Here is a 24,458-nt window from a genome sequence, read left to right as displayed (position 1 = left end):
TTCTGTACAAAATATCATGTAGCGTTTTGCAATTTTCGACATTTAAATCAAAGATGTAACAAAAAAATAAAAATATGGATTCGACATTCTGTCGGAAAAATAATCCATCCTACTCTACCAATTAATTGATTATTCAATGTTTATAAAATAACAACTTCATTGATGGTCAATTCTGGCACGTATTTTATCGGATTATTCATGATTTGACTGGTGAATTCTTTAATCTATGGCTCAGCTAATACAGGAGTATTAGACAGTAATGAAAATTCAAATAAAAAATCGATTTCATGGATCTGAATCGGAGAAAAATGATATGAAAAACAAAAATATTTTCCTCAAATGGAGCGTAAATGCGTTATTTACATCAATCGCATTCACCTCTCTGCATAGCAACGCTGCAACATCGGTAATGCCTGTCCCGGCGAATAGTCAGCAAGTATTTTTTGTTGGCAACAACTGGGATGGAACGGTAACAGTCATTCGTCCATCGGGTAATTTTGGTAAGATCGGTGTTATTAATATGATTCCTGATCGTAAAGAGCGCTTGCTGGAAATCCACCTCAATCCCGTTAAACTGATTGCCTATACTTATATTCAGACCAGCGCTGGCGAAGGTCATGATCAGCTTGTAGATGATATGTACTCTACGCCAGATGGTCAGTCGATAGTTGCATCTCGTCCAAGTTTTGCCGATGTCATTTCTATTAATATTGCGACTGGCAAGATCAACTGGCGTACTCCTGTAGAAGGCTTCCGTGCCGACCATATGGCAGTTTCTCCAGATGGTCAACGCTTAGCCGTATCGGCTTCTTCGGGCAATGTGGTTCAGGTGCTGGATATCAATACGGGTAAGGAATTGGGACGCTTTGCAACAGGCGACAAACCGCATGAGAATATTTTCTTTAACGGTGGCACAAAGATTCTAAACTCAGCCATTGGTAATGTGGAAACATCTATGGATGCTGCATGGCAAGATTTTACCAAGGGTAAACGGTTGCTCACTATTGCTGATGCCAACACGTATAAAGTAATCAAAACGATTGATTTCCGTCCTGCCCTGGATGCGGTAGGTCGTAAAGATTTATCCAATGCTGTGCGTCCAGTCGTGTTTAGTAAGGATGAATCTAAAATTTATGCGCAAGTTTCATTTTTTAATGGCTTGATCGAGTATGACCTGAATCAGGATAAAATCACTCGCATTGGCCAATTACCGGGCAGCTCTACCATTCCCTCTGACCGGACAAAATATGTAAATGACTCCCGTCATCATGGATTATCAATCAGTGCTGATGGTGAGAAATTATGTGTGGCAGGCACTATGGATGACTATGCAACCATTGTCGACCGTTCAACATTGAAAGCTGGCAAGCTGATAGCTGCAGGCAAACCCTACTGGGCGACACAAAGTTCGGATGGAAAAAGTTGTGTGATTTCAGAGAGCGCCAATGATGTGGTTACCGTCATTGATTTTGCAACGGGTGAAAAAGTAATGAGTGTTCCTGTAGGAAATCATCCTCAACGTGTTCGGATCGGTTATGCACCTGCGGGCTGGTCAACACCTTAACTGTTTATTTGTTATAAATCGTACAGACCTGATCTTAAGATTGGGTCTGCTTTTAATTTAAATGCAAGAGCAGGATTCCTGGCATGAATCGCAGCATACGACTTGGTCTTATTATCGGCTTTATTGTGACCTTGTTACTCATCATTATGGTTTATCTATTTAAACCGCTCTCCCCAACTCTACCAAATACAGCAAAACCGAAAGAAAAACCAATTCCAACTGAAACTACTTTAGAAAAAAAAGCAGTCCTTAGCGCACCAGCTCAAGCCAATCCAGTGGCGGTATCCAATCAGGCTGAATTAATTCAACAACGTGACCGACTGTATCAAGATTTCGCAGCAATTAGCGATGCTTTGAGTCATGGACAGCAACCCGATTTACGTCAGGTGAGCCAAATGTTGGAGCAGCAAAAACAGCTGGTCAAAACAGGTACGGTTACTGCGGATGAGGCCATTTCATATTGCCAGTTCTTAAAGCAGATTTTACCTGTAATGGAACATCAGATTGATCAAAATATTATAGAGTTAGAACAACTTAAGCGCAGTTCGATATAAAAATGAAGGAAGTTTTCTGAAGGGTTTTAAATGTAATCTTGAGCTATGCCTGGCAATGAACTGTTAAGACGTAAGCTCCAAAATCGTACCTCTTTTAAGCTGCCTATATGGCAGTGAACATCTGGACATAGCTTTGGACTACTATAAGAAAAAAGACAATATTCAATGCTGAAATATTCGCATGTGATTTGCAGGAGACCAACATAGAAAGAGCTGTTATTGCAGTAATTCTCATTATTATCGTGATATTGCTGATCACTTTTTATTTCAAGAAAAAATAATCCACATGGTTATTTATAAAGCAAACCTAAACAATAATGTCATCTTATAGGTCTATCTTCACACCCTAATACTACGGATAGTATTCGATCGCACAGACCCACTTCGGTGGGTTTCTTATTTTTGAAATATTAGCTGATTAATATTTACTCAAGGTTTCATACAAAGACGAGACCTGTAATAACTAAGTAGCACTAATTCCCAAAACCCATCCCTGTGATGGGTTTCTTTTGCTTATTCTTACTTATAATTTATTTACCAAAAAATAATCACTTGAGAACTATATCAGAGCTTCTTCCAAGTCATGATGCTAGTTACATTGGCACTTTTGGCTTTACCATAGACTTTCATTTGGTCTCCAGCAGCGTTTAAACTGGCATCAATATCATATACACGCCCATCCTGCGTATTAATCCAAAGACCCTTGTTAAATTGTTTATTGGTAGCATCAGCAACAAGACCTTTAAGAGCTTCCATTCCAAAAATTGGCTGATTCTTCAGTTCACCTTGGCATTTACTACATACTTCAGAACTTGCAACACCAGGTAAAGATCGGTTTTTAGTAATGACAGCACTATACTGTTGTGTTTTAGAATTCTTACGAATCACGATGTCTGAAACATAATAACCAGTACGATCATCAATAACTTTCCAAGTCCCGATTAACGGGTCAAATGGCATAGCAGCTAATGGATTGATTAGCCAAAAAAATAATGCAGTAGCACCAAAAAACTTACGGTTCATAAAAAGTATTTACAATTCAAAGAAGTAAATAAGCACAGCTGTGCTCAAAATTGGCGAGAGTATAACAATTATTTTTCTATTAAGACATTAATTTCATTAAAATTAAATATATATTTGATAGCTATTTCAATAATTAATCAAAGATATCATCATTTTTACAACGTTCAATTACTATTAAGCTAGGATTAAAGAAAACCATGACATTTAATAACGAAGTAACACTACCAAGCCCATCCCTATGATTTCTAAGCTGCCTATATGGCAGTGAACTGCGGTCGGCACCCGGGTATTTGTATCAAATCATTTCTAAGCTGCCTATATGGCAGTGAACTTTGCTAATAATCGGCGGGACTGACTTATTTCTTTCTAAGCTGCCTATATGGCAGTGAACCGATTACTTTAGCCTTAGTCGTAATTTTTGGTTTTCTAAGCTGCCTATATGGCAGTGAACATTAAAATCATGGGAGAATTTATTACCCCGATTTTCTAAGCTGCCTATATGGCAGTGAACAATACAGCGAATGTTATTAATGCTGGGGGTACTTTCTAAGCTGCCTATATGGCAGTGAACCCTTCATCAACCAGGACGACTGGCGTTTGCATTTTCTAAGCTGCCTATATGGCAGTGAACTTCAATCTAACTTTTACAAAAGATGTTACAGCTTTCTAAGCTGCCTATAAGTACATCACTAATTTCATGTGTTATGAAGATCCAGACAATCTGGACACTGAAGTAACTATCCAGAAGTGTAAATCAGGCTTTGAAGGTGCTGGCTTATATGCTTGGGTTGCTGAATATCCAGAAGAAGGTGGGATTAAATTAGGCGAAGCACAGGAGCAAAAGGGATGAATGGGATTCAAGCAATTGTTGCTGTTGAAGAAGGTAAAAGTGTTCAGTACTTTGATCATGAAGATGATACATGGCTAAGTTTTGATAAAGACACCCGCTTTAAAGTTGGCTGTCTTTTAGGTGAGCCAAATCACCACGGACGAGTTGTTAAATTCAGAATAAAACCTTCTTTTATTTTAATTAATGGAATTAAAGTTCCAGCGCCTTTACAGGAACAACCAACTAGTCCAATCAATTATTGGTGGTTTAACCCTAAAAAACCAAATGGTATTGCAACTGGAAAGTGGCTTGATGACGATGAAGATCATGCAATCTTTACTAACATCGGCATTTATCTAGAAGAGAGTGATGTTATAGAGGTTCATAATGCATTTAGGGCATTTATAAAGGAGCCAGTCAATGAGTGAAATTCTAGAAATCGCAAAAGACTTTGCTGAAGACTTAGCTTCGCATGTAATCAGTAAAACCGGCACAGTCAAAACGCTTACTGCTGATCAGGTATCTGCGCTTTATTATATCGCTGTTGATTTTTGGATGCGAAATGATGAGCCGAATGTGAATGTAAAGTTGCCTTTTGAGGTTTTGAAAAGTTTGCGGGAGGTGTCATGATGGGAGTTTTTCAAATCACCGTATACGGTGAAGCGCCTCAGCTATTTGTAGGCTCTGAGGTTGGCGGTGCAAAGATCGTATCGATCAAGGATGTAAGCCCAAAATTGGTATCCGCTTCTGAATTGGCTCAGCAGTATGGCATTAGTGTTGATGCGGTCCGAGATCGCTGTGCAGAGATCAACAAAGGCACTCGTGGAAAATGCCTTTACGATCCAGAGCAGGCAAATTTGATTTTGACTGCCCGGCCTGTGGCAAAACGCGGACGCAGTAGAAAGAATTAATCATTTTTTATAAAGGGGTAAACATGCAAAAAAAAGTCATATAAAACTGCTGGTATAGTGGGCACAATCATAGTCGCAATTATCCTAGCTTTAATTATTATACCAGCAAGCTTTACGCGCATCACTGATGCAGATGTTGGTATTCGTCAAACGTTCAGCGGTGAAATTGAAGATACCGTACTGGGGCAAGGATTACATCAAACTGTGATTGGTGATGTAATCAAAGTATCAAAGCGAAATCTTGTGCTTAATGTTGAATCTCAACCTATTGTAGTTGAAAAGATTCCAATGCAAGATTTTCAACTAAAAGTGAATTACGGGATTGTGCCATCAAATGCTGCAATCGCGTATAAGACAGAAAAAGCACAGCACATCATTACAGATGATGGTGATGTGTATTTACTAGGTCAGTATGTGCAGTACGTTGCAAACTCGGCAATCAATGATGTTGTGAGTAAATATAAAGCTTTAGCGGTGAATGATAATCGAGCAGTCATAGAAACTGAAATCAAAAATAGTATTAATGCTAAATTAAAAGCTCAAGGCAAAGATAAGTTTGTTAAAGTTAATGAAATTAACATTTTAAAAGTTTCACCACCTAAATCTATTTTAGATTCATCATTAGCAATTGTTAATTCTCAAAATGCTTTAAAGACAAAGCAAAATGAATTAGAAACCGCACGTGTTGAAACTGAAATTAAAAAAGTACTTGCTGAAAACGCCTCTGAAAAATACGTTGATCTCCTTCGTGCTGAAGCTGAAAAAACTAAAGCCGAAGCACTATTGAAAGCAGCTGAAAAAGGAACCTTAAATACGATGGTTATTGTTCCAGATAAATTTACCGCAATTGGCCAAGTGAAATAAATTAAAGCCCCATCCCGGGGCTTTAATCATTATGCATCCATCATATCCGCAATATCTTCAACATCCGGGTTGTAATAAGTATTCACCAGGACTTTAATATTTTTATGGCCGGTTACTTTGGCTGGAACTTCTACCGGTAATTTTTGGTTATTCACAAACCGGGTAATAGCCTCATGGCGCGTGTCGTGGAAATGAATATCTGCCAACCCCACCTTCTCCTTTCTACGCTCCCACATTAACCGGAAGGCATTCTCAGACTGTGGAATCAACTTATCCCCTTCATGATCGATTAGATCCAGTAAAGCCAAAGCCTTTTTCGTCAGCGGTACATTACGAGCATCACCATTTTTGGTTTTTGGTAAATGCACATGCCGATCATAAATCTCCGACATTGTAATACCCAGAATTTCACCACGGCGCATCGCTGTTTCTAATGCGAATAAAAATGCCCAGGCAACATAATGCTCGGGAAGTGTTGGCACCTGACCATGCCTATACCCTAACCCTTCAATAATTAAATCAATCTCATCATCACGGATACGGCGATTACGTGCTTTAGGCTTCGCCGGTTTCTTAATACCCATCCACGGATTAGTCTCAAGCAGGAATAGTTCCTTTACGGCGTAGCTAAAAACTGATGAGTACAGCGCAATTTCACGCAGTACTGTATTTTCACCAACTTCTTTTAATCGCTTATTACGCCAGGCTGTTAAATGCTTTGGTGTAATGTCATGAATGGACATATCTGCCAGTGCACCAAATTTCTCATCAAATGGGCCTAATTGTTCTTTGACGTATTTTGATCCGCGAAGCTTCCGGCCCTGTTCATCATAGTATTTATGAAAAAGTGTTTTGAATGGGTAATGTTGTTTTATCCCTTGATCTTCAGCCAGCTGATTTGCCTTTGACTCAAGTAATTTTTGCGCCGCCCACTGCTCGCATTCTTTTACGGTATCTCTGGTTGCAGAATATGTTTTCCCCGCAATCATAATTTTTATTCGATAGCTTTCACCGCGCTTGATCGGCTTAGGTAATTTCATTGGTCTAAACTCAAAAATCTTGGTCTAATCTTGGTCTAAATTAAACTGCATTATCGGCAAAAAGTAACGATTATAAAGATAGTGCTGTTAAGGGTAGACTTTATTTAAGACAACAAAAAAGGGCTTTAAGCTACTGTTTTCGCTTAAAACCCTTATAACATAACGTTTAGAATATTGGTAGGTATAAGCAGACTCGAACTGCTGACCTCTACGATGTCAACGTAGCGCTCTAACCAACTGAGCTATACACCTAAGTGCTGTGAATAATATTCATTTTTATTTTTTAAGACAAGTGCTTTCTGTTCTTTTTTAACGTATCTGCACAAGTTTTAAGCATTCCTCTAAATTGTTTTATTTGCTGATGATTTTGCAGGAATGAATATTGTTGTTGCTGATAATGCTGTGCCGTTTGCGCAAATATCTGTTGTTGATCCTGTTCTGTTCGTTCAGCCAAACGAAGCATCCAGCTATAAAAGGTTTCCGCAGGCTGCTTGCGCAAACTAAGTTCCAATTGTTTGGAAAATTGTTGAATGGCACGCTCATAGGCAGAAACAGACTGATTATTTCGATAAAAAATCCAGATAAAATAAACTACCACCACCAATAGAATGCTCAATAGCATAATGATGCTACTGGCATAAGCGCTTTTAATACCTAACTTTGACAACCAGCCTTGCTGCTTTTCGGCATCATAACCCACAACCTTGCTTTGCCATTGATAACTCGCATAATCACTCCAGATTCGCATGTTTTTCATCACTGCAAATTGGCGGTATCTCCACTTTTGCTCTTTATTGCCCAAAACACTGCGATCACTTTCAATATAATTTTGCATTCCACCATCTATCCGCTGCGGTGCAATAATCGCAGTAGGATCAATTCTTTGCCATTTACCATTTAAGAGTACCTCTGTCCATGCATGCGCATCGAGCTGGCGTACTTCCCAACTGGAACGATCCGGTGCAAGCTGGCCACCCTGATAGCCAATCACAACACGTGCAGGAATTCCGACATAACGCATTAACAGGGCAAAACTCGAGGCATAATGCTCGCAAAAACCACGCCGTGATTGAAACAAGAATTCATCGATCCGGTTTTCCCCCAATAATCCGGGATTTAAGGTATAGGCGAAGTCATGACTCTTGTACCACTGCAAAATATTGCTTATATAACGTTCAGGTTGCTGTCCACTCTGCCTAAACATCTCTAATGCAAACTGGCGTGATTGCTCATCTAAGCGCTCTGGTATTTTGGTATTGATTTGTTGCAATAACCTTGTTGTGTACAAGGCCTCTTGTTGCGTATGAGCATTCCCCAGCCACTGCAATGCAATCGGCTGATTCTGCAAAATTTCTCGCACCGGCGTAATACGACCATCCTGTTTTAATTGATAGTTCTGCTGTAATGGTCGTGATTTCTCTAAGCCCATCACCCACATGACATGAGGATCAGCCGCTAAATAATGATAATCAAAACTGTATTTACTTTTCTGAACATCTTGATTTACGACCAACTGTTCATTCACAAAACTGCTGGTCCAGGTTCTGCCATCATACTGATCTAAAACCATGGCTCGCCAATACAGCTCATTACGGCTTGGCAATTGCTTCATATTGCCAATAATTCGGAACGCCAGACTGGTCGACTGTGACAGCTCGGCAATATCACCTGGTGACATGCTGTCACTCATTCCAGTAACACTTTTTTGTACCGGAACCGGAATCGCCCAAAGCGGCGGTAACCGCGGGAAAAACACAAACAGCAAGATAAAAAAAGGCAGAGCCAGAATCAGCAATTTTCCCACATGTTTTGCATCACTTTGCCATGCGCTGGACTGATTTTGCAGTTGTTTAAATTCATGAGTCTGTAACCGATACAGCCCGATCAGGCAGCTGAGTAAACATAATAGCACCATCAGTGCCATCCAAATGGACTGGCTAAACAGGAATGAACTGGCACTGACAAACATGGCAAAATTAAACAGGATAATCACATCGCGTTTATTCTTGCTTTCCAAGGCCTTGGCAAATAAAAAAGTCGATAAAATGGCAACGCCCGCATCTATGCCAATAAAAGTTTGATAGTTAAAATAAATGGTCGCCAGAGCAAAGAAAGTTAGCACAAAGGTCCATATTCTAGATAAGGCCTTGGACTGATCTTTTAAACTATAAAATAAGCACAGGATAATGAGGGCAAAAATCAGGCTCAATACCGGAGGATTAAAAAGAACCTGTGTCATCAGTATCAACGACAGGGTCATCAGCATCGAGGTTCTGATCTGTGCATGAATCATGATTTAAGCCTGCGCCAAAAGTTTTTTGGCCTGTAATAACTGACTTTCACCGAGGCCTACAGCCAATTCAGCCTGTGGTAAAAAGACTGCATATGCACACTGTATTTGCTCGCATTGTTCAATTAAGCCCATCATGAGACTTAATTTTTCTTCATGCTGAGTACTCGGCATATTCTGATAATGAATTTCAATATTCGGCTGCTCATTGTGCTGTTCAAATACCTTGATATATAAACCTTGGCCGCGTGCGGCCTGCTTCCATGATACAGCTTGTAAGCTATCTCCCGCCTTGAAATTACGCAGTTCACGGAATTCATCCATATCCGGCTCAAAACTGTGCTGATGCTGCTTGTTTTCTGCAGGATAAAAAGCCGCTTTAGGGGCCACCCATGAATATTCTTTTAAATAAAAATAGGTCCAGGCACGTACCAGTCCAAAGGGATAAACCGAATATACCTGCAGGGTTTGATAATCAAATTGCCCTCTTTTTTCAGTAAAAAAAGACAAGGTCATATTTTGCTTCAATTCTGAAATGAAGATTTTTTCCAGGTGCTGACTGGTTTTAACCCACAAATAACGCGGCTGCTTTTGTGCTTGCTGAAAATGTAATTGCAAATCCAGTTGCTGTCCTGCCTGCCCGACTTCATTGACAGAAACTTCAACCTTGAGCCCATGCAACTGCTTGAAGGTTAAATAAAAGCTGATACATAAAATGGCACTGACCAGAAAGCAAAAACCCAAAATCAGATTATTGGCATAATTTATCCCGGCAATAAAGGTCAGCAAGATCAACACCAGATACAGATAGCCCTGCTGATAGATAAAAATCAGAATATCTTTTTGCGAGAGCTGTTTGATTTTTTTAAACTGAAAGCGTTTCGCTAACCATTTTTGCCACGGCTGGGTCAAAATTTTAGTCAAGTAAATCACCCTTTAGCTGACATTGACTTGCTGCATCAGCTGCAAGGTTTCTGCTTCGCTTAGGCCAATACGATGCGACACCACAGCAGCAAACACCGCCTGTACGTCATCTGGCGTTACATAACCACGCTGTTCGATAAGGGCATGCGCTTGCGCTGCTTTTTTCAATGCCAGTAATCCACGGGTGGATAAACCATGCGGGCTTTTGCGGGTTTCAGTCGCCAGATCCAGCAAATATTCCAGCACCACATCGGCAATATAAATCTGCGTCACCAGCTGTTGAATGGCTAAAATTTCATGTTCATTAAAGACGTGTTGCAATGTGGCAATCAAGGCATAACGGGAATCTTGCTGTAATAACAGTTTTTCTGCTGAACGCGATGGATAGCCCAGTGACAATCGCATCAAAAAACGGTCAAGCTGGGATTCGGGCAAGCTATAAGTACCACTCTGGAACAACGGATTTTGTGTAGCAATCACCCAAAAAGGCTGCGGCAAGTCATAGCGTACCCCATCGACCGTCACCAGCCCTTCTTCCATCGCTTCCAGCAAAGCACTTTGAGTTTTGGGACTGCAGCGGTTAATTTCATCGGCCAGCAAGATTTGGGTAAAAATGGGTCCGCGCTTAAACTCAAACTGATGTTCTTTTTGATTAAACATATTCACCCCAATCACATCACTGGCCAGCATGTCATTGGTAAACTGAATACGCTGAAACTTCAATCCGGCAATATGCGACAAGGCACTGGATAATGTGGTTTTACCCAGTCCGGGCAAATCTTCAAACAGCACATGTCCACCGGCCAGCAAACAGCTTAAAGCCAGTTTGGTTTGCTGTTGTTTATCCAGAATAATGCTATTGATTTGAGCCTGAAATGCCTGAATTTTTGCAGCATAAGCTTCCACCTGAAAATTCAGCTCTTGCTGCGCTGGCGTGAGTTCTTGTTTTTGAACTTTATTCGTACCCCAAATCACACTCTTTCCTCAATAAAAAACGGTGCATGTTTAACATACACCGTTTTGTAGTTTTTCCAAACAAATCAAAAGATTTCTGACAAATGATTCATCACGTTAGCAAGGGCATTTTTTCATTCCACCGCCCGCGCTTGGATAACGTACATCCACGCAGTGACGGTAAAATGTTTTGGCATCCATTGCGACCAAGTCCGGATGATTCTTTTGCATATGCTCCAGATAAGTCTGATAATCCGGCACACCGACCATCAGGCGAAAGCTTTGCTGTAGACGTTGCCAAATAATCTGAATGGTTTTAATCCCATTCAGCATCAAAAACTTTTTCGGCTGCGCCAGCACAGTGAGTTTAATGATTTTACCCACGGCCAGTTTCTGGCGAATTTGATCTTTTAGACTCATTTCACCTCTCCTGCCACTTCATTTGGGCTAATCTCATCACTGTAAATAGCTTCTGACTCATGCACACTTGGATTAGGATCTGCCAATGCACGACGAATCACACCAATGGCAGCAAACACCATCACAATCGCCACAATCATAAAGAAACCGCAAAGTACAGCATTGATTTGATTCGAGAATACAATCGTTTGCATTTCAGCGATGTCTTTGGCTGGTTTTAAAATTTCATTACGCGCAATTGCATCAGAGAATCGGTTGGCTTGTGCCAGGAAACCAATTTTTGGATTTTCATGGAAGATTTTTTGCCAACCTGCCGTCATACAGGTAATAAATAAGAATATGGTTGGAAAAATAGTGATCCAAACATATTTCTCTTTCTTCATTTTGAACAAGATGACAGTACCCAAAATCAGGGCCATTGCAGCAAGCATTTGGTTACCAATACCAAATAAAGGCCATAGGCTATTGATACCGCCAAGTGGGTCAATCACACCTTGATAAACAAAGAACCCCCAACCTGCAACAGCTACGGCGGTTCCAAACAGATTACCAAAGAAATTGTGCGATTGTTTCAACGCAGGGATCACAATACCCACCGTATCCTGAACCATGAAACGGCAAGCACGAGTACCGGCATCTACCGCAGTTAAAATGAATAAGGCTTCAAACAGAATCGCGAAGTGATACCAGAACGCCATCATGGAACGGTTATTGAAAATTTCCGTAATAATGTGCGCCATACCAATCGCAAATGTTGGCGCACCACCGGTACGCGAAAGAATCGAGCTTTCACCTACTTCCTGAGCAAGTAAAGTCAATGCTTCAGGGGTCACCACAAAGCCCAAAGTACGCACCGCTTCAGCAGCACTTTCAACCGTGGTGCCTAATACGGCAGCAGGTGCATTAATTGCGAAATAGACTCCCGGCTCAAGAATGGTGGCACAAATCATCGCCATGACAGCAACGAAAGATTCCATCAACATACCGCCGTAACCAATGACACGGATATCGACTTCATTTTCAATGAGTTTTGGTGTCGTTCCCGAAGAAACCAAGGCATGGAAGCCTGAAATAGCACCGCAGGCAATGGTAATGAACAAGAATGGGAACATTGAGCCTGCAAATACAGGACCCGTACCATCAATGAAATGCGTTACCGCAGGCATTTTCATTTCAGGTAATGCCACCATGATCCCGACTGCAAGACCGGCAATCACACCAATCTTCAAGAAAGTAGAAAGATAGTCGCGTGGCGCAAGCAGCAACCAGACCGGCAAGACTGAAGCAACGAAACCGTAAGTGATTAAACACCAAGTCAGTTGCGTACCAGACAGTGTAAAGATCGGTCCCCAGTAAGGATCAGCCGCAACATTACCGCCATAGACAATCGCCATCATCATCAGCACAAAACCGATAATTGAAACTTCGGCAATTTTACCTGGACGGATATAACGCATATATACGCCCATAAATAATGCAATTGGAATGGTTGCTGAAATACTGAACACTCCCCATGGACTATTGGTTAAGGCTTTTACCACCACCAATGCCAATACCGCCAAAATGATCACCATAACACCAAGCGCACCCAGCATCACGATCACACCAGCAAAGGAACCTAGCTCCTGCTTTGCCATTTCACCCAGTGATCGTCCATCACGGCGGGTCGAAATAAACAATACCAAAAAGTCTTGTACAGCACCTGCAAGAACCACACCCACCAACAACCAGATGGTGCCAGGCAGATAACCCATTTGCGCGGCAAGAATTGGCCCCACTAAAGGCCCGGCACCTGCAATGGCTGCAAAGTGGTGACCAAACAGGACATATTTATTAGTGGGAACATAATCCAGACCATCGGCTAAACGATGCGCTGGAGTTAATCGTCGTGCATTGAGTTCAAAAACTTTATTGGCAATAAATAAACTGTAGAAGCGATAAGCAATGCTATATACACAGATGGCAGCCAGAACGAGCCAGACTGCATTAACATGTTCTCCTCTGCTGATTGCGAGTATCCCGAATGATACCGCGCCTAAAATCGCGACTAGAAGCCACACTATTTTTGAAGTTAGGGTTAACTTCGGTTGAATTGTTTCCATGTAAAGCCCTCATATCTAATGCATAAATCAGCGTTCATTTTTATTGTTCGGTATAATTGCTGTTTCTTGCTTTGCGACTGTACTCCTCATACTTTGCTTTTCATGTAATACTTTGGCATAAAAAAAGGGATGATTTTCATCATCCCTTTCGATAATAGTCTATTTTAAAACCATTATGCACGTTCTAAATAGTCACCAGTACGAGTGTCTACACGAACGCTTTCTTCTTGCTGCACGAATAATGGTACACGAACAACTGCACCAGTTTCGAGTTTAGCTGGTTTACCGCCGCCGCCAGAAGTATCACCACGTACGCCTGGATCAGTTTCAACGATTTTCAATACCACGAAGTTTGGCGCACTTACTGACAATGGCACGCCATTGAACAACATAATTGTGCAAAGTTCGTTAGAATCGTCTTTTAACCATTTTGCAGCATCACCCATTGCAGTTTTGTCTGCAGTGATCTGTTCAAAAGTTTCAGGATCCATGAAGTTCCACATTTCACCATCGTTATACAAGTAGTTCATTTCTACTTCTACGATGTCGGCACCTTCAAGTGTTTCATTCGATTTGAATGTCTTTTCTAAAACTTTACCCGTTTTAAGGTTACGAAGTTTTACACGGTTGAATGCTTGACCCTTACCAGGTTTTACGTATTCATTTTCCATGATTGAACATGGATTGCCGTCAAGCATTACTTTAAGACCTTGCTTAAAGTCATTTGTAGAATAATTGGCCATGAAAGGCTCACTCCAAACTTACTAACTTAAATCTATTAATGCTAGACTAGCATTATTTTTAACACGTGGCATGATAAACTATTTGTATCAAGAGCAAAACTGGCAATCTCAACTGAGTGACCTAATTACAGATCCTTTAGAGTTGCTTGATGCGCTTCAACTCTCGCCTGATCAATTATTATCAGGGGCAATCCTTGCTTCTGAACAGTTTAAATTACGTGTTCCGCGTGCATTCGTCGGAAAAATGAGCATTAGCAACCCGCTTGATCCCCTGCTATTACAAGTATTACCCCATCATCTGGAACTTGAAGATCATCCTGGTTTTATAACTGATCCTTTAGGGGAAGAACAGGCCAATCAACAACCTGGTGTATTACATAAATACAAATCGCGCTTTTTACTCACTTTGACTGGTGCTTGCGCCGTTCACTGTCGCTATTGTTTCCGCCGTCATTTTCCTTATCAGGAAAACCTGCCTAAAAACGAAGACTGGTTAAATATTAAGCAATATATTCAAAAACAACCAGATATAAACGAAGTGATTTTGAGCGGTGGTGATCCACTTACTTTGTCTAACCGGAAACTTGCCCTGTGGATTGAACGTCTTGAGTCAGTGCCGCAAATTAAATTTTTGAGAATTCATTCACGGGTTCCTATCGTAATCCCCAACCGTGTCGATGAAGAGCTAATTTCCCTATTAAAAAACAGTAGGCTGCGCATTATTCTAGTGGTACACTCAAATCATGCTGCTGAGCTTGATGATTTTACTTGCGCCAAACTTTCCATATTGGTTCAACATCAAATTACCGTGCTCAATCAAGCGGTTTTATTAAATGGGGTTAATAATTCTGCGCAGGTTTTAGTGGATTTAAGTTACCGTCTGTTTGAGGCGGGTGTGATGCCATACTATTTACATGTATTAGATAAAGTAAAAGGTGCCCATCATTTTGACTTAAGTCCTGAAGAAATTAATCGTATATATGAAGAGGTTTTAGAGAACCTGCCAGGATATTTGGTTCCTAAACTCGTTAGGGAAATCGCGGGCGAAAAAAATAAAACACCGCTTTTTGGAGTTTCAACTTTTTGAGTTAATAATAACGATGCTTATGAGTAATTCAGATATCTTCCAAACACCAACAGAGTTAAAGTTGGAAAAATTAAGCTTCTGCCCAACCAATACCAAGGGGTTGCAAGACTGGGTATCCAATTTATCCATTCTTCAATTGGGGAATTCTTCCAAAGAACTTTTCAATGCATTGCTGGAAATATCAGAACTTAAATGTCCTGAAATGTTGCGTTTTGACTTGGTTCAAATCCTGCATCCCACCATTGATAATGTTTTAGGCAGTCTGGAAAAGCATTTTTTCAATCAGGGACTCATTACCAATGATCGTAGTGACCAGATCATTGATCTTGCGATCCTGCTACGCAGTCATTTTGCCAAAATTTATATCGATATTTCAAAACGCTGCAACACACAGCTTAGCATCCAAAAGTTTTCTATCTTTGCATTCAATCAAAAGAAAAGTTTGCAAACCGCAAGAATCGTTTCTACGTATTATGCCTTGCAGCAACTCTCTTTATTGCTCTATCAACAACACCTGTTATACAGCACGCCTTTATTTGGACAATGGTTAATTGCACATCAGCTGATTGAATGTGCAATGAAAAATAATTTTTATCAAACCAATATTAACCAGATACTGGATACGCAACATCCTTTACAGACCATTACTCAGGCTTATTCACAACTGGTATTGCTGGAAATTCTAAATACCCATCAAATCCGGCCTTCGGAAATGCAGGGCTTGTATTTATGCAGTTTTGACTGGGCAAAACTGGTGCATGTGTTACCTAAAGAAACCACGCTTTCTCGTTATATTGTCGATACCAATAAAGACTACCCACCGGTTTTTAATACCAATCAATCCAGTCTTTATAAACCGACCATCTATATTTCAACACAAAATTTATTAGATCACCTCTCTGAAACTCAAACCAAAAAGTCAGGTTATCTATCGCGTAATGAAAAGCTGTTCTTAACACCGGCACTGCATTTTCATATTCACAACCTGCTTACAACCAATACTGAGCGTCGTCATGAACGTTATGAATATTCTGCACAGTTACAAATCTGTTTTAGTCTTTCAGTGGCACATTTCTACCTGTCTAAAGGTAAAAACTTTCATGAGACTCTAGATCTAGATACCAATTATCAGTTCCACAATGAAAGCAGCTTTATCAATTCGATGAATTCGAATATTCCTGCTGAAATCAGCACAGCAAAAACTTTAGACCGAGAAGCCAAACAAATTTATCCAGCAGAAGTTCTGGACATCAGTGTTAATGGTTACAGAATTAAATGGAATGGCGCTGCGCCTGCGAATTTAAAAACTGGCGAATTTATTTTAATTCAGGAAAACACCCATAGTCCTTGGCGTGGTGGTGTAGTCCGCTGGATCAAGCAGTCAACTGCCAAGAGCCTGGAACTGGGACTAGAAGTACTGGCACAAAATTTATTTCCTTGTGCTGTTATGGTCAAAACAGATCGTCATAGCAATAATTACCAACCAGCCCTGATTGTTCAGTCCACCCAACTGGATGATGTATCAACCAGCCTGGTGGTGTCTGGTTCACACATGTTTAGAGAAAAACAAACGATTCATCTACGTTTAGGACAAGAAGAAATAAAAATTTATTTAACTAAAGCTCAAATCATTACACAAAGTTTTATTCGTTTTGAATTCGAGTTGCTGAATGAGCAACAAGAAATTCTGATCAAAAACTTTATTAATAAGCAAACGAATGAAATTAAGAATCACGATTTATGGGAAGCATTGAAGTGAGAAATCCATTATTGTCTAAAAAGTTAAAACGTACTGAAACACGTTTACTCATTATCGATGATAATCAAATACGTTTTAATCAAATCCGTGATCTTTTAACATCGAGTGAACATGTGGTACATGCAACTTTGCTTGATGATTTACAAAATTTCGAAAAACAATTACACCATACCTGGGATCTGGTTATTTTTGGCCGTGCTTACGACTTAAAATATGAACAGGCTTTGAGCCTGATTCGCTTATCAAATCAACCCAACTTGCCTATGATCCTGCTCAAACCTGATGATTATCAGGCCGATCAATACGCAGGCTATATTCGTAAAGGGGTCTATGACATTCTGAATCTGGATTATCCAGATCGTTTTTACCTTGGTCTTTTACGTGCACTTTCATTAAGTCGTTTAATCCTAACTCAACAACATCTCATGGAAGAGCTAGAAACGGCTCAAACCCATGCTCAGTCTTTGGTACAAGAAAGCAACAAGGCCATTGCACTAATTCAGGAAGGTATTCATGTTCAGGCAAACCTCGAATATTTAGCACTTTTTGGCCTCAAAGATGAAGATGAAATTGTGGGCCTCCCCTTACTGGATCTGCTTCAGCCTAAAGATTTAAATGACTTTAAACTGCGCTTTAAAAAAATTTCCCAAGGTCAGTTTGATTTAGGGCATTTTGAGATCAATAGCCTGAATAATCAGGTATCTATTCCAAATCCGCTGAAAATTGAGTTTTTACCCTCTACAGATGAAGAAGATGCTTTACAAATTACCATTGATACTGAATCTTCACCATCAGCTCAGACCACATCAGCAACAGCCGATGCTCAAAAGCCTAATACTTATCAGTTGATTAATCGCACAATTAATCAACAGCCTTCTGACATTAATGCACTGGTTCTGTTCTCTTTGACCTCCTGCCCTGACAGCATTTTTGAAGGTGAATGGGATACTTTTAAAAATTATTTCAGCACGGTTAAAGAATTTTTAAAAGAACAAACCCATGTGCCTTTATTTGAAATGAGTTCAGGGATTTATGTCGGTCTGTTCCAAGCCGAGTCCAAAGCCAAACTTGAATCCAAACTTATAGGTTTAAGCTCGCTAAAAAAACCGCAATTATTGTCAATCAGTCAAACCTCTTATCCGCTTAATCTGAGAATTGGTTATACACTGTTAGATTCTGAAATACGCGATGAAAAATATTTTGAACAATTTATAGCTTCAGCTTATAAAACTGCCTTACCGGAAAATCAACCAACTCCATCACTTGTATTGGATGCACCATTAGACATTCCAAGCATTGAACTTCAGCACCCAGAAATTAAGGCAGCCCCTAGTTCACCTGAAGCAACCCTACTCAGAGCCTTGCAACAAAGTTTGGATCGCGGTGAAATCCACCTTAAATATCAGCAACTTTATGACAAGCAAGACACCAATTTATATACTTATGAAGTGACCAGCGGCTTTATTTATGAAAATGCCTGGAAAGATTTAGCTGGTTTAAGAGAACTCGCAGAAGATCCTGAATTATCCATTAAACTGGATCGCTGGATATTAGTGGAGTCATGTAAACAACTCCATAATTTCATTACTCAATATCCTGAAGCAAAATTGATCGTGAATTTGAATAAAGCAGTGCTCTTACACGACCGAACCTTCCCTGAATTTATTTCGAAACTCATTACTATTGTCCGCAGTAAATTGAAGCATCCGTTAATTTTACAATTCTCAGAAGAAGATATTAGCCAAAATATTTCAGATACCCAAAAGCATATTGCCCAATTGCGCCAATTTGGTGCTGAGGTCTCCCTTCGAGACTTTGGGAATACCATTTATAGTGAGTCGATGTTACGTCAACTTGATGTGAATTGTTTAACTTTACATCAGAATTTGACCAAAATGTTGAAGACAGAAAAAACTATGCAGGAATTACAGGAAAAGTTGAGCTCTTTCCAAGAAATCAAACCTGGCGAAATCATGCTACGTGACCTCAATGACATGACTCTGTTTGCAAATGCATGGAATGTGGATGCACGTTTTATTCAGGGTGATTATTTCCAGAAAAAACTGGATCATTTGATTGATGTACAAGACCAATAGGTCTTGTACAACGTCTGTCATAGCGTCATTGATGAAATGACAGACATAAAAAAACGGGCAAGAAGCCCGTTTTTTTCATTTTGGGTATTAACGTTTGATAGAACGTGACATACCAGCAAAACGTTGTTTGAATTTGTCGATACGGCCGCCAGTGTCCACATTCTTTTGTTTACCAGTATAGAATGGGTGGCATGCTGAACATACGTCTAGGTAAATAGTCTCTTTACCAAGCGCTGAACGAGTTTCGATTACGTTACCACATGAACAAGTAGCAACTAATTTTTCATATTTTGGGTGAATATCGGCGCGCATCGTCGATTACTCCTAAGTTAAGAAAGGCTTATGCTGTCATCGCAAATTGATCACTCTCATGATTCATGAGGAATAAGCTTAATCCAGAAAAAAGCTAGACCAACACCACAACAGACCATTCTTTTGGCCCACCGAGACGGATACCGTCAGAGCTAAGCACAACAAGTGGGCAAGAGTATATCTGAAAGCCTCATATTAATAAATAGGTCATTCTTTCTTAGTTGAAATATTAAACTGTTTTGCCCGTTCAATATAAGCTCGGTATTGAGCTTCAACTGCAGATATAAATTCGGCTTCATCAAATGCATTCAGCTTAGAAATCAAATAGGGACAATATATTTTTGAATCCACCCTTCTCATCGATTGATCCATCGCTGAAAGCATGACTTTAAGCGCATTTTTAAAATTTGCATCAACTGGTTGATCCATTTCTTTTTTCTGAATAGGACTCAACCCTTCCAGCTTAGCTGTTCTTACGGCTTTAAGCAGTTTTACGCTTACAATTGCATAAGCAGTTTCCAGCTCTAAATTAAGTTGAGGTTGTGTTTCTCTACAATAATTCAGCATCGGCTGCATTGTAATTAAATACATTTTTTCAAAAATATCCCGATTTGTATGAATTGTTAAATCTTCTCGGGCAAGGCAATAATTACTGAGAAAGACCGCACAAAATACCATAATTTTTGTAATTTTCATTTTATCCTTTGAATTCATTGTTTCTTTTAATATAAATTTTTTATCATCTTTTCAAAACAGAAAACTCCAATTTTAACTTTAAAGTTTTCTGTTTGAATCAGTTTTCTGCTTGTATTAATTTTCAATTTTTTGTTTCGACCAATAATTTGCAACCACACCACAGACCATGAGCTGAATTTGATGGAAAATCATAATCGGCAGAACAATCATACCCAAGGGCTGGCCAATAAACAGGATTTGTGCCATCGGTACCCCACTAGCCAATGTCTTTTTGGAACTACAAAAAAACATCGCGATTTGATCTTCACGGTTAAAACCCAACCATTTTGGAATGTGCAAAGCCAGCAGCATGATCATAGTCAAAAATATCGAGCAAGCTACAGTCAAAACCAGTAGCGTTTGCCAGCTCACTTCTTGCCACAATCCTGCCACCACTGCCCCACTAAAAGCAGCATAGACCACCATAAGAATAGTCCCCTGGTCAAATGCTTTGACTATTCCTGGCTTTTTCAGCATTAAGGGATAAACATAAGGTCTGAGCATTTGTCCCAAAATAAAAGGAAGCAGCAGCAATAAGGTAATTTGGATAATCGAGGACGTTGGATTAAAGCCGTGTTGTGACTGACCTAAAATAAACACACTGACCAATACTGGGGTAATGAACATGCCGACGATATTGGAAAATGAAGCACTACAAACTGCACTGGCTACATTACCTTTTGCCACTGAGGTAAATGCAATGGAGGATTGTACTGTGGAGGGCAAGAAACACATAAACAAAAAGCCCCAGTACAGCTCCTTACCTAATAACGGTAATAAAACAGGTTGAGCCAGCAGTCCCAGTGCAGGAAATAATGCAAAGGTAAATGCAAAGACCACCACATGAAATTTCCAGTGCAGCATACCTTGCACTACGGCTTCTCTAGAAAGCTTTGCACCGTGCAAAAAAAACAGGATTGCAATCGCTAGGGTGGTAATTATTCCAAAAGCATCGGCAGCGAAACCGTATACTGGAACAATGCTGGCCAAAATTACCATGACGACCAGCAAAATAGTAAAGCGATCCAATGCCAATAGTTTCAACATGGTGACATCCTGTAGTTTTAGATAATAAAAAACCCAATAAGTGAATTTACCTAAAGGTAAAGTTTCATCTTACTGGGCTGAATAAATAAAGCCAGTTTTTCAACTCAATGTTGAATATTTTGTTTATCTATATCACTTTATGATGAGCCTTCTTTCATAAATTCCTTTTATTTCTCCCTATGGGAGAAAAATAAAGAGGGTGTTAATAATTATGAAAGAGGTCTATTAGTTATTACGCGCATTGGCATCTTGCTGAATCAGCTCGATTTTGTAACCATCCGGATCTTCAACAAAAGCAATAACCGTTACACCGCCTTTCATTGGCCCTGCTTCACGCACCACCTTACCACCACGTGCCTTGATCTCTTCACAGGCTTTGTAGGCATCATCTACAGCGATAGCAATATGGCCATAAGCATTGCCTAAGTCATAACTTGAAGTGTCCCAGTTATGTGTCAGTTCCAAGACTGTATGATTTGCTTCATCACCATAACCCACAAAAGCTAAAGTGAATCGACCTTCTTCATAATCGCGTTTACGAAGCAAAGTCATACCGAGTACTTCAGTATAGAACTTTAAAGATTGTTCCAGATTGCCTACACGTAACATGGTATGCAGCATGCGCATGATTCATTTTCCTGAGTTTTCAATTTTTACAGATACTATAGGGATTTAGCGTGAAGAATTCAATTTAACAATCTAGCTATTGCTATTACTTATTGTTCTACTTTCCCTCAGTGTTTATACATTTTTTAAATCAATACAAAACTGAAATCACGATTTACCATGATGATAGCTTATTCTCTGCTTAGGCTATTTAATAAGTAATACTGAACGCTTGCCTCGACTTTCGTCCAAAGAAAAAACCCATTTCATCTTCTAAATAAAATGAGTTATTGATACAGTTTTAAAATGTGAGCTTAGTTGGACTGTTGCTGATGTTCACGCAATAACTTCGCGACCCAAACTACCAATATTAAAATTGGAATACCAATCAGTGTGGTCATCAGGAAGAAATTCGGATAACCAATATTGGTCACGATGGTACCTGAATAGCCACCTAAAATCTTCGGCGTTAAAGTCATCAGTGAACTAAAAATGGCATATTGCACTGCGGTGAAAGATACGCTGGTTAAACTGGACAAAAATGCGATGAAGGCTGCACCCGCCAAGCCAGAGGCCAGGTTATCGACAATAATGGCAAAATATAACCACAGTGAACTATAAGGTTTAATCACCTTGCCGCTAATTTCAACATCATCAGTTGATTGAGCATTGACTGCAGCTAAAGGCTGAACATCGACATCCAGACCTTTGGCTATGCTTGAGTTCATATCGACCGTATAGCGATGCTGTGTACTTAAAATGACTTTATCATTGTCTAGCACTTCTGCCACAAGCTGTTTCGATGCTGAATTTGCCAGGCTTGCTGCTGGAATGGCCGCGCTAAGTACCCCAGTTTTGTCCAGATTGGCATCAAATTTCTGCTCATCTAAATGCAAGACAATTTTTTGCGTTTCAGATAATGCAGGTCCAAAATACTGACCACGCACCACCAGACTGTTTTCTTTTTCATGCGAAGTAATCACATTATCGCTAGTCACCGGCAGAATTTGTAATCCGGTTTGTGTAGCATCAAGTTTTAAATACGGCACAGTGGTGACAACTGGAGCTTGTGTACCATCCTGATATTGAGTTGTAACCTGTACCGCATTAGCTTGTGCCAAAACCTGATTTGGTACATTTAACTTCCAGTAACCCACTTCATCCGATTGAACCTGATACTTGTGCTGACCGACCATGACTTGAACATCATGGGTCGGCTGGCCTGATTTGACCAAACCGATAAAGATCAGGTTGGTTGAGCTAGCCAGAACTGCACCGACAAACATCAGTTTCATAATGTTCATACGCTGTGCCAGCAAACCACCCAAGAAACCACCGACCAGACTAAAAATCACCCCATAAATTTTTACCGCTTCCGCAATCTGCTCTTTGCTAAAGTTTAAATCCTGATAAAACACATTGGAGATGACCCCGGCAATAATATCCGAGATGCGATAAAAACCGATGAGCAATAACAAGACCAAAGCAAGCTTTACGCCATAACGTTTAAAGAAATCGGCAATTGGATTGATCCAGGTTTCAACAGCCATATGCTTATTGACCGCACCCATTTTCACCAATAATGTGCCTAGCAATACGGCTACCGCAGCAGATCCTATAAAACGTAATGTTTCAAAGCAGAACAATAACAATGAATCGGTAATTTCAAATTGTGCCTTAACAGATTCCGTTAAATTTCCAGAAAAAATATAGCTCACGACAAAGCCAATTACGGCCACAAAAAACACTGCCACCAGGCGATAATAATCGCTACGTTTATAATCTTTATAAGTACGCTCAACCCGCGGTTCACGAATCACTAAAGTAGTCATGATTCCGACCAGCATGACTGCAGCCATAACCAGATATGTGATTTTCCAGGCGTTATAAATATAGTTTCCCTTGGCTGTTCCCAGTGATGCTGCAAGGAACAGCGCACCTGCACCGGCCACAATCATCCCGATGCGATAACCTGCATTATAAGTAGAGGCAAGCACGGTTTGCATTTCAGTTTCTGCAAGCTCAATACGATAGGCATCAATCACAATATCTTGAGTCGCTGCAGAGAAACCCAGTAACACCGCCCCTACGGCCATCTGATACAAATAACCCTGACCGAGTGCCGGATTAGAAAAAGCCATAATGCAGATGGCACTGATAATTAAAACTTGCGCAATCAGCAACCAGGCCCGACGTCGCCCCAGTAGCTTGGTCAAGAATGGCACCGGCAATTCATCTACCAAAGGCGCCCAGACAAACTTGAATGAATAACCCAGGGCTGCCCAGCTAAAAAATGTCACTGCGCTTTTTTCAATGCCCGCTTCACCCAGCCATAACGACAAACTGGAAAAGATCAAAAGAATGGGTATACCTGCTGAAAAACCTAAAAACAGCATGATCAGTGCACGACGATCGAGAAAAGCAGTAAAGGCAGATTTCCACCCTGTAGATTGTGTTGTCATTGCGTTGTTTTTTTCTGCAAAACTGAATGCTGCTATTCAAACGCTTAATAGGTTCAGTTTCAACAATAATTATGAAATCATTATTTTATTTTATCGATAAAAACGAGCTGCCTGCTTGAATTTTTCAACTAAACCT

General features: G+C 40.1%; 23 protein-coding genes, 1 tRNA gene and 1 CRISPR repeat array. Of the genes, 10 read left to right on the top strand and 14 right to left on the bottom strand.

The features are described 5' to 3' along the window. The first annotated feature begins 313 nt into the window (after positions 1-313). A complete protein-coding gene (locus tag WAE57_RS00780) occupies positions 314-1,564 on the top strand; it encodes a YncE family protein (RefSeq protein ID WP_337707604.1) in 1,251 nt (416 codons plus the stop codon). An 83-nt stretch (positions 1,565-1,647) separates the two neighbouring features. Beyond that, a complete protein-coding gene (locus tag WAE57_RS00775) occupies positions 1,648-2,118 on the top strand; it encodes a hypothetical protein (protein WP_337707603.1) in 471 nt (156 codons plus the stop codon). A gap of 564 nt (positions 2,119-2,682) precedes the next feature. Here WAE57_RS00775 and WAE57_RS00770 read toward each other — a convergent pair. Further along, positions 2,683-3,141 carry a DUF2147 domain-containing protein gene (locus WAE57_RS00770; RefSeq protein WP_337707602.1) on the bottom strand — a complete coding sequence of 153 codons (459 nt, stop codon included), beginning with the start codon at positions 3,139-3,141 and terminating at the stop codon, positions 2,683-2,685. A gap of 242 nt (positions 3,142-3,383) precedes the next feature. Continuing rightward, a CRISPR array of direct repeats spans positions 3,384-3,832; the repeat unit is 28 nt; unit sequence TTTCTAAGCTGCCTATATGGCAGTGAAC. Between the two features lie 6 nt (positions 3,833-3,838). On the opposite strand from WAE57_RS00770, the gene WAE57_RS00765 reads away from it, so the two are divergent. From WAE57_RS00765 to WAE57_RS00745, 5 genes are read left to right on the top strand one after another with little or no spacing between them, the layout of a single operon-like run. After that, positions 3,839-3,991: a hypothetical protein gene (locus WAE57_RS00765; RefSeq protein ID WP_337707601.1), complete on the top strand. Its 153-nt coding sequence runs from the start codon at positions 3,839-3,841 to the stop codon at positions 3,989-3,991. Next, entirely contained in the window at positions 3,988-4,398 is a 411-nt protein-coding gene (locus WAE57_RS00760; RefSeq protein ID WP_337707600.1) for a hypothetical protein, read from the top strand. The genes WAE57_RS00765 and WAE57_RS00760 overlap by 4 nt, the downstream gene beginning before the upstream one ends. Beyond that, positions 4,391-4,600: a hypothetical protein gene (locus WAE57_RS00755; RefSeq protein WP_337707599.1), complete on the top strand. Its 210-nt coding sequence runs from the start codon at positions 4,391-4,393 to the stop codon at positions 4,598-4,600. The genes WAE57_RS00760 and WAE57_RS00755 overlap by 8 nt, the downstream gene beginning before the upstream one ends. Continuing rightward, positions 4,597-4,881 (top strand): hypothetical protein, encoded by a 285-nt coding sequence (locus tag WAE57_RS00750; RefSeq protein WP_337707598.1) that lies wholly within the window; start codon positions 4,597-4,599, stop codon positions 4,879-4,881. Before WAE57_RS00755 ends, WAE57_RS00750 begins: the two co-directional genes overlap by 4 nt. A gap of 57 nt (positions 4,882-4,938) precedes the next feature. Further along, entirely contained in the window at positions 4,939-5,745 is an 807-nt protein-coding gene (locus WAE57_RS00745; RefSeq protein ID WP_337707597.1) for an SPFH domain-containing protein, read from the top strand. A gap of 29 nt (positions 5,746-5,774) precedes the next feature. Here the strand turns inward: WAE57_RS00745 and WAE57_RS00740 are convergent, their stop codons facing one another. The 8 genes from WAE57_RS00740 to efp form a co-directional block, all read right to left on the bottom strand. After that, positions 5,775-6,785 (bottom strand): site-specific integrase, encoded by a 1,011-nt coding sequence (locus WAE57_RS00740; RefSeq protein WP_337707596.1) that lies wholly within the window; start codon positions 6,783-6,785, stop codon positions 5,775-5,777. 175 nt (positions 6,786-6,960) lie between these two features. Beyond that, positions 6,961-7,037 (bottom strand) — tRNA-Val (locus WAE57_RS00735). Between the two features lie 31 nt (positions 7,038-7,068). After that, the gene (locus tag WAE57_RS00730; RefSeq protein ID WP_337707595.1) at positions 7,069-9,078 is read right to left on the bottom strand and encodes a DUF3488 and transglutaminase-like domain-containing protein; all 2,010 of its coding nucleotides are present in this window, start codon (positions 9,076-9,078) and stop codon (positions 7,069-7,071) included. A gap of 3 nt (positions 9,079-9,081) precedes the next feature. Then, positions 9,082-9,987: a DUF58 domain-containing protein gene (locus WAE57_RS00725; RefSeq protein ID WP_337707692.1), complete on the bottom strand. Its 906-nt coding sequence runs from the start codon at positions 9,985-9,987 to the stop codon at positions 9,082-9,084. 24 nt (positions 9,988-10,011) lie between these two features. Then, complete coding sequence (locus tag WAE57_RS00720) at positions 10,012-10,917, bottom strand: AAA family ATPase (RefSeq protein WP_337707691.1); 906 nt, start codon at positions 10,915-10,917, stop codon at positions 10,012-10,014. A gap of 153 nt (positions 10,918-11,070) precedes the next feature. Then, a complete protein-coding gene (locus tag WAE57_RS00715) occupies positions 11,071-11,373 on the bottom strand; it encodes a YbdD/YjiX family protein (protein ID WP_337707594.1) in 303 nt (100 codons plus the stop codon). Further along, positions 11,370-13,475: a carbon starvation CstA family protein gene (locus tag WAE57_RS00710; RefSeq protein WP_237788415.1), complete on the bottom strand. Its 2,106-nt coding sequence runs from the start codon at positions 13,473-13,475 to the stop codon at positions 11,370-11,372. The genes WAE57_RS00715 and WAE57_RS00710 overlap by 4 nt, the downstream gene beginning before the upstream one ends. A gap of 173 nt (positions 13,476-13,648) precedes the next feature. Next, positions 13,649-14,218 (bottom strand): elongation factor P, encoded by a 570-nt coding sequence (efp, locus tag WAE57_RS00705; RefSeq protein WP_086175500.1) that lies wholly within the window; start codon positions 14,216-14,218, stop codon positions 13,649-13,651. 70 nt (positions 14,219-14,288) lie between these two features. Between efp and epmB the strand changes: the two genes are divergently transcribed. Genes epmB through WAE57_RS00690 form a run of 3 tightly spaced genes read left to right on the top strand, consistent with a single transcriptional unit; the run spans position 14,289 to position 19,160 of the window. Further along, positions 14,289-15,305 carry an EF-P beta-lysylation protein EpmB gene (epmB, locus tag WAE57_RS00700; RefSeq protein ID WP_337707593.1) on the top strand — a complete coding sequence of 339 codons (1,017 nt, stop codon included), beginning with the start codon at positions 14,289-14,291 and terminating at the stop codon, positions 15,303-15,305. A 13-nt stretch (positions 15,306-15,318) separates the two neighbouring features. Further along, positions 15,319-17,064 (top strand): GTPase, encoded by a 1,746-nt coding sequence (locus tag WAE57_RS00695; protein WP_337707592.1) that lies wholly within the window; start codon positions 15,319-15,321, stop codon positions 17,062-17,064. After that, entirely contained in the window at positions 17,046-19,160 is a 2,115-nt protein-coding gene (locus WAE57_RS00690; RefSeq protein ID WP_337707591.1) for an EAL domain-containing protein, read from the top strand. The genes WAE57_RS00695 and WAE57_RS00690 overlap by 19 nt, the downstream gene beginning before the upstream one ends. Positions 19,161-19,247: 87 nt before the next feature. On the opposite strand, the gene rpmE is transcribed toward WAE57_RS00690, so the two are convergent. From rpmE to WAE57_RS00665, 5 genes are all read right to left on the bottom strand, one after another. After that, positions 19,248-19,472: a 50S ribosomal protein L31 gene (gene rpmE / locus WAE57_RS00685; RefSeq protein ID WP_001200845.1), complete on the bottom strand. Its 225-nt coding sequence runs from the start codon at positions 19,470-19,472 to the stop codon at positions 19,248-19,250. A 207-nt stretch (positions 19,473-19,679) separates the two neighbouring features. After that, positions 19,680-20,168, bottom strand: coding sequence for a hypothetical protein (locus tag WAE57_RS00680; RefSeq protein ID WP_337707588.1), 489 nt, complete (start codon positions 20,166-20,168; stop codon positions 19,680-19,682). 114 nt (positions 20,169-20,282) lie between these two features. After that, positions 20,283-21,254 carry a bile acid:sodium symporter family protein gene (locus WAE57_RS00675; RefSeq protein WP_337707587.1) on the bottom strand — a complete coding sequence of 324 codons (972 nt, stop codon included), beginning with the start codon at positions 21,252-21,254 and terminating at the stop codon, positions 20,283-20,285. Positions 21,255-21,479: 225 nt separating this feature from the next. Then, positions 21,480-21,881, bottom strand: a complete 402-nt coding sequence (gene gloA, locus WAE57_RS00670; protein ID WP_337707586.1) for a lactoylglutathione lyase — start codon at positions 21,879-21,881, stop codon at positions 21,480-21,482. Between the two features lie 293 nt (positions 21,882-22,174). After that, positions 22,175-24,322 (bottom strand): MFS transporter, encoded by a 2,148-nt coding sequence (locus tag WAE57_RS00665; protein WP_337707585.1) that lies wholly within the window; start codon positions 24,320-24,322, stop codon positions 22,175-22,177. Between the last annotated feature and the right edge of the window lie 136 nt (positions 24,323-24,458).

The organism is Acinetobacter sp. NS-4, from assembly GCF_037402435.1.
In the GTDB taxonomy this organism is placed as follows: domain Bacteria; phylum Pseudomonadota; class Gammaproteobacteria; order Pseudomonadales; family Moraxellaceae; genus Acinetobacter.
The sequence above is the reverse complement of the archived record's forward strand: the minus strand, read 5'-3'. Positions and strand labels throughout refer to the sequence as shown.